The organism is Micromonospora sp. HK10 (assembly GCF_000982955.1).
In the GTDB taxonomy this organism is placed as follows: Bacteria; Actinomycetota; Actinomycetes; order Mycobacteriales; family Micromonosporaceae; genus Micromonospora.
Window position 1 is genome coordinate 1 of the sequence record NZ_KQ058778.1, and the last position, 5,571, is coordinate 5,571.

5 protein-coding genes are annotated in these 5,571 nt (G+C 75.6%); 1 reads left to right on the forward strand and 4 read right to left on the reverse strand.

Translation table 11 applies throughout. The annotated features are described in order from the left end of the window. The 4 genes from LQ51_RS11250 to tmk all read right to left on the reverse strand — a co-directional run. Window positions 1-216, reverse strand: a 216-nt coding sequence (locus LQ51_RS11250) for a hypothetical protein (RefSeq protein WP_046564888.1), incomplete at its 3' end; no start/stop codon positions are given. 1 nt (window position 217) lies between these two features. Further along, a complete protein-coding gene (locus LQ51_RS11255; protein WP_046564890.1) occupies window positions 218-547 on the reverse strand; it encodes a YbaB/EbfC family nucleoid-associated protein in 330 nt (109 codons plus the stop codon). Window positions 548-720: 173 nt separating this feature from the next. Continuing rightward, window positions 721-1,941: a DNA polymerase III subunit delta' gene (locus LQ51_RS11260; protein ID WP_369799838.1), complete on the reverse strand. Its 1,221-nt coding sequence runs from the start codon at window positions 1,939-1,941 to the stop codon at window positions 721-723. Continuing rightward, complete coding sequence (tmk, locus tag LQ51_RS11265) at window positions 1,938-4,160, reverse strand: dTMP kinase (protein ID WP_255352227.1); 2,223 nt, start codon at window positions 4,158-4,160, stop codon at window positions 1,938-1,940. Before tmk ends, LQ51_RS11260 begins: the two co-directional genes overlap by 4 nt. A gap of 149 nt (window positions 4,161-4,309) precedes the next feature. Here tmk and LQ51_RS11270 point away from each other — a divergent pair, with 149 nt between their 5' ends. After that, window positions 4,310-5,518 carry an amino acid deaminase/aldolase gene (locus tag LQ51_RS11270; RefSeq protein ID WP_046564892.1) on the forward strand — a complete coding sequence of 403 codons (1,209 nt, stop codon included), beginning with the start codon at window positions 4,310-4,312 and terminating at the stop codon, window positions 5,516-5,518. Window positions 5,519-5,571: the final 53 nt, after the last annotated feature.

The following is a 5,571-nucleotide window of genomic DNA, read 5'->3' on the forward strand; positions in this document are numbered from 1 at the left end:
CAGCCGGGCCGCGGCGGCGGCCGCCTCGCGGGCCCGGTCTCCGGTGGCCGTGGTCCACTGCCGGTGCAGCGCCCGGCCGATCTCACCGGGCCGGCCGGCGGCGTGCGCGCCGAAGGCCGGGTGGGCCGGGTCGGTGGCGGTCACCGTGTGGGACAGGGTGGCGAGCCTGGCGCCCGCCTCGTCGAGGCGGGCGGCCAGGACGCGAAGGGTCTCCATGTCAGGCTCCCGCCAGCGGCCGGTACGCCGCGAAGGTCTCGTTGTGCAGCTTCTCCCGCGCCCACTGGGCGGCGTCGGCCGCCGCGGTGACCGCGGCCTGCACCGAGCCGGCGACGTCCCGGGGGTGGCGCTGGTGCAGCGGGCCGAGGAAACGCACGTCGGTGATCCGCCCGCCGGCGGTCACCACCACCTCGACCAGCCCGTCCGGCGACCGGACGGTGACCTCGACCGTCGCCACGGCCCGGTCGAACTCGGCCTGCAGGGTCTCGATGCGCCGGTAGCGGCGCACCGCCTCCTCGATCCAGGCCTCGTCGATCTCCCCCCGCGGCATCGGCGGCTCCTCCCGGCTGCTGGACGGCGCCGCCGGCCTGCCGGCGGCACCGCCCCTCACTGAGCGTGCCGCCACCGTCACCGCGGCACACCGGACCGTACCGCACCGCAATTGCGCGTGTCGATGGCCTGTGGACGGTGCGGGAACCGCGCCGAGCCGGCCCGCCGGGCGGCTCAGCCCCGCCAGAGGGCGAGCATCATGGCTTCCACCGCGATCCGCGGCTTGACGTTCGCCTCGATGGCCGCCCGGCACTCCAGCACCGCCTCCAGCCGGCGCAGCGACCCGTCGGCGGCCCACTTCTCGGCCCCGGCCCCGGCCACCGCGGCGGTGTCCGTGTGCACCGGCGCGACCGGGGCCCGCAACGCCATGGTCAGCGCGTCCCGGTAGAAGCCGGCCAGATCGACCAGGGCCCGGTCGAGCGCGTCGCGCTGGGCCCGGGTGGCCCGCGACTTCTGCCGCTTCTCCAGGTCCTTGAGCTGGCCGGCGGCGCCCCGCATGGCGCCGGCCGCGCCCCGACCGGTGCCACCGGCCCCGAGCGCCGTCTGCAGCGCGGACTTCTCGGCCTCGTCGAGTTCGGCGACCGACGCGGCGGCCTCCGCCTCGGCCGCCTCGATCAGCGCGGACGCCGCGTCGAACGCGGCGCCCACCCCGGTCAACCGGCGCGGCACGGCGAGCACCGCCTCCCGGCGCTGCCGGGCCTCCGGGTCGCGGGCCAGCCGCCGGGCCCGCCCCACGTGCCCCTGCGCGGCCGCCGCGGCCCAGCGGGCCAGGTCGGGCGCGATGCCGTCGCGGCGCGCGAGCACCTCGGCCACCGCGTCGGCCGAGGGCTGCCGCAGCGGTACGACCCGGCAGCGCGACCGGATGGTCACCGAGACGTCGTCCGGGTGCACGGACGGGGCGCAGAGCAGGAAGACCGTTCGCGGCGGCGGCTCCTCGATCGCCTTGAGCAGCGCGTTGCCGGCCGCCTCGGTGAGCCGGTCGGCGTCCTCGATGATGACGACCTGCCAGCGCCCGCCGGACGGGGTGCTGGCCGCGCGGAGCACCAGCGCCCGCATCTCGCCGACCCCGATGGAGAGCCCTTCGGGCACCACCAGCCGCACGTCGGCGTGGGTGCCGGTCATCGTGGTGTGGCAGCCGGGACACCGGCCGCAGCCGGTACCGTGCACGCACTGCAACGCGGCGGCGAAGGCCCGGGCGGCCACCGAGCGGCCGGAGCCGGGCGGCCCGGTGAAGATCCAGGCGTGGGTCATCCCGCCACCGGGGTCACCGCCGGCCGTCGGGTCCGCCGGTTCGGCACCGGCACGCAGCACGGCGGCGGCCGCGGCGGCGGCCCGCCGCAAGGTCGCCACGGCCTCGTCCTGACCGACCAGGTCGGCGAAGACGTCCACCGTCAAGGGGAGCGCTCCATCGTCACCAGCTCCGCGTCGGATAACTCGGGCTGGACCGTGGTGTCCGGGCCGTGGGCCGGCCGGGGATGCACGATGCCGGCCGGGTCGACCAGGAACTCGTCCACCCGCCGGGCCACCGCCTCGGCGATCTCGCCGGCCGGGCGGGCGGCGTCGAGCACCAGGTACCGCTTGGGGTCGGCGGCGGCCAGGTCGAGGAAGGCGTACCGGACCCGCTCGTGGAACGCCAGCGACTCGGCCTCCAGCCGGTCGGCGTCCCGGTTGCGGGACTCGACCCGGGACAGCCCGGTGTGCGGCTCGACGTCGAGGAGCACCACCAGATCGGGCTTGAGCCCGCCGGTGGCCCACGAGGAGAGCCAGGAGACCTCGTCCACCGGCAGCGTACGGCCGGCGCCCTGGTAGGCCAGCGACGAGTCGACGTACCGGTCGCTGATCACCACGGCGCCCCGCACCAGCGCGGGCCGGACCACGGTGGCCACGTGGTGCGCCCGGTCGGCAGCGTAGAGCAGCGCCTCGGCGCGCGGGGACGGGCACTGGTCGTCGGTCTTCTCCAGCACCAGCGAGCGGATCCGCTCGCCGACCGCGGTGGCGCCCGGCTCGCGGGTGACCACGACGTCCCGGCCCTGCTCGCGCAGCCGCTCGGCGAGCGCCGCGAGCTGGGTGGACTTGCCGGCGCCCTCGCCGCCCTCGAAGACCACGAAGAGGCCGGTGGAGACGAACGGCTCGGCCGGCATCAGCGGGCGGCCCCGGATCGATCCCCAGAGGTCGGCGAGGACCGGCACGCCCTTCTTGTCGTCCATCTGGCCGAACGCGCTGATCCCGGCGAAGATCCCGGCCGCGCCCGCGACGAGCAGCAGCAGGCGGGTCGAGGAGATGGAGATGCCCAGGTCGGCGATGGTGAGTTGGCGGGAGCCGCCGACCCCGACCAGGAGGCTGCTCAGCGCGATGGCCAGGATCAGCACCAGCCGGGTGCCGATCTGCACCACCGCGAAGACCCGGCCGCGCACCTCGTCGGCGACCTCGCCGCCGAGCAGCGTGGTGCCGGCCAGGAACGCCATGCCGGCGCCGGCGCCGACCAGGATCGCGCCGACGATGGCCATCGACAGGTGGATGGCGAAGGCGAGCACCAGCACCGAGGCGCTGGCCAGCACGATGCTCATGCCGAACCAGCGGCGCCGGGACATGTCCCGCACGATCATCGGCCCGAGCCCGATGCCGAGCGCCAGGCCGACGAAGATCGCGCCGAAGAGCAGCGAGAACGCGGCGTCACCGGCGCCGAGTGAGTTGGCGAAGAACTTGCCGGTGCCGACCACGATGCCGCCGCCGGCGAACGCGCCGAAGATGCCCAGCACCAGGCCGCGGACCAGCGGGGTCTGCCCGATGTATTTCCAGCCCTCGGAGAACTGCCGGAACATGCTCTGCTCGGTGCGCTCCGCCTCGGTGCGCTGGGCCTCGCTGATCTCCTTGATCCCGAACGCCACCACGAGCGCGGTGGCCAGCCGGGAGAGGGCGTTGAACCAGAGCGCGAGCTGGGCCGGCTGGGCCCAGTCGGGCAGGTTGCCGCCGACCGCGCTGGGCAGGCCGCGGGTCAGCACGGCCAGGGCGATCGCCGCGGCCACCGGGGTCAGGCCGTACGTGGTGATCAGGGTGAGCTGGTTCGCCACCTCCAGCCGGGTACGCGGGATGAGGTTGGGGACCGCGGCCTCCTTGGCCGGGATCCACAGCAACGTGATCGACTCGATCAGGAAGGTGGCGATCAGCGCCCAGCCGACCACCAGGCCGCCCGCGGCGCCGGTGAGCGCGTAGAGCGGAATCGAGGCGAACAGCACGAAGCGCAGCAGGTCGCAGACGACCATGGTCCACCGGCGGTCGAACCGGTCGGCGAAGACGCCCGCCACCGGGCCGAGCACCAGCGCCGGGAGCAGCCGGATGGCGGTCACGCCGCCGAACGCGGCGCCCTGGGCGGTGCTGCCGGAGACCTGCGAGGCGGCGAAGAGCGCGGTGGCGAGCAGGCCGAGCCAGTCGCCGAAGGAGGCCGCGCTGAGCACGATCCACAGCCGGCGGAACGGCCGGATGCGCAGCACCGAGCGGATGGCGGCGGCACCGGACCGGTCGGTCTGGGCGCCGGGCGACGACACGCCGGACGACTCGCCGTTGTTCTGGCTTTCGATGGCCGTACCTCCACGTGCCGGCCCAGAGTTGGGCATCCCCGGTGGAACACTCTAGTCGCGCCCGGGATGCGCCCCCGGAGCGACATTCGCCTGCTCGCCGAGCCTAGGCCGCCGGGACCGTCGCCCGCAGCCCAGACAGACGCGAGGGTATTTCGCATTGTTCCTCAGACAGTTAGCGTGCAGACGTGGTCAGCGACAGCGACAAACTGCGCGATCGTCTCGAACGGGCGACCGCACACCTCGATCCGCCCTTCGCCGTGGTCGATCTCGCCGCCTTCGACGCCAACGCGCGGGCCCTGGTCGACCGGGCCGCCGGCAAGCCGGTCCGGGCCGCCAGCAAGTCGGTGCGGGTCCGGGACCTGCTCACTCGGGCACTGGACCGGCCCGGCTGGCACGGCGTGATGGCGTTCACCCTGCCCGAGGCGAACTGGCTGGTCCGCACCGGTGTCAGCAGCGACGTGCTGGTCGCGTACCCGACAGCGGACCGGGGCGCGCTCGCCGCGCTGGCCGCCGAGCCGGCGCTCGCCGACGCGGTCACCCTGATGGTCGACGACCCCGCCCAACTCGACCTGATCGACCAGGTCTGCCCGCCGGGCCGCCGACCCCCGCTGCGACTCTGCGTCGACCTGGACGCCTCCTGGCGACCGCTGCGCGGGCGGGTGCACGTCGGCGTACGCCGCTCCCCGGTGCACAGCGCCCGGGCCGCCGGCGCGTTCGCCGCCGCCGTCGCCGCCCGGCCCGGCTTCCGGCTGGTCGGGCTGATGTCGTACGAGGCACAGATCGCCGGGCTCGGCGACGCCCCGCCCGGGCAGGCGCTGCTGGGCACCGCGATCCGGGTCGCCCAGCGCGGGTCGTACCGGGAACTGCTGGCCCGGCGCGCGGCCGCGGTCGCCGCGGTACGCGAACACGCCGACCTGGAGTTCGTCAACGGCGGTGGCACCGGCAGCGTGGCCGCCACCAGCGCCGACCCCGCGGTCACCGAGGTCACCGCCGGTTCCGGCCTGTACGGGCCGACGCTCTTCGACGCGTACCGGGCCTGGCGGCCGACCCCGGCGGCGTACTTCGCCTGCGCGGTGGTCCGGCGGCCCGGACCGGGGCTGGCCACCGTGCTCGGCGGCGGCTGGATCGCCTCCGGCCCGGCCGCCGACAGCCGGCTGCCCCGCCCCTGCCTGCCGGCCGGGCTGAAGCTGATCGGCGCCGAGGGGGCGGGCGAGGTGCAGACCCCGCTCGCCGGCCGGGCCGCGGACACGCTCCGGGTCGGCGACCGGGTCTGGTTCCGCCATGCCAAGGCCGGTGAGCTTTGCGAACACGTCAACGAGGTGCACCTCGTTGACGGTGACGCGGTGGTGGCCACCGTGCCGACCTACCGCGGCGAGGGACACGCCTTCCTCTGAGGGGTGGGCCACGGCCGGGCGGGCCGCACCGCCGCCGGCCGGGCCGCACCACC

What these genes read in the sequence shown, in the direction of transcription:
- LQ51_RS11255 (WP_046564890.1), bottom strand. Translation starts at nt 547, where the DNA reads ATGCCGCGGGGGGAGATCGACGAGGCCTGGATCGAGGAGGCGGTGCGC.
- tmk (WP_255352227.1), bottom strand. Translation starts at nt 4,160, where the DNA reads ATGCCCAACTCTGGGCCGGCACGTGGAGGTACGGCCATCGAAAGCCAG.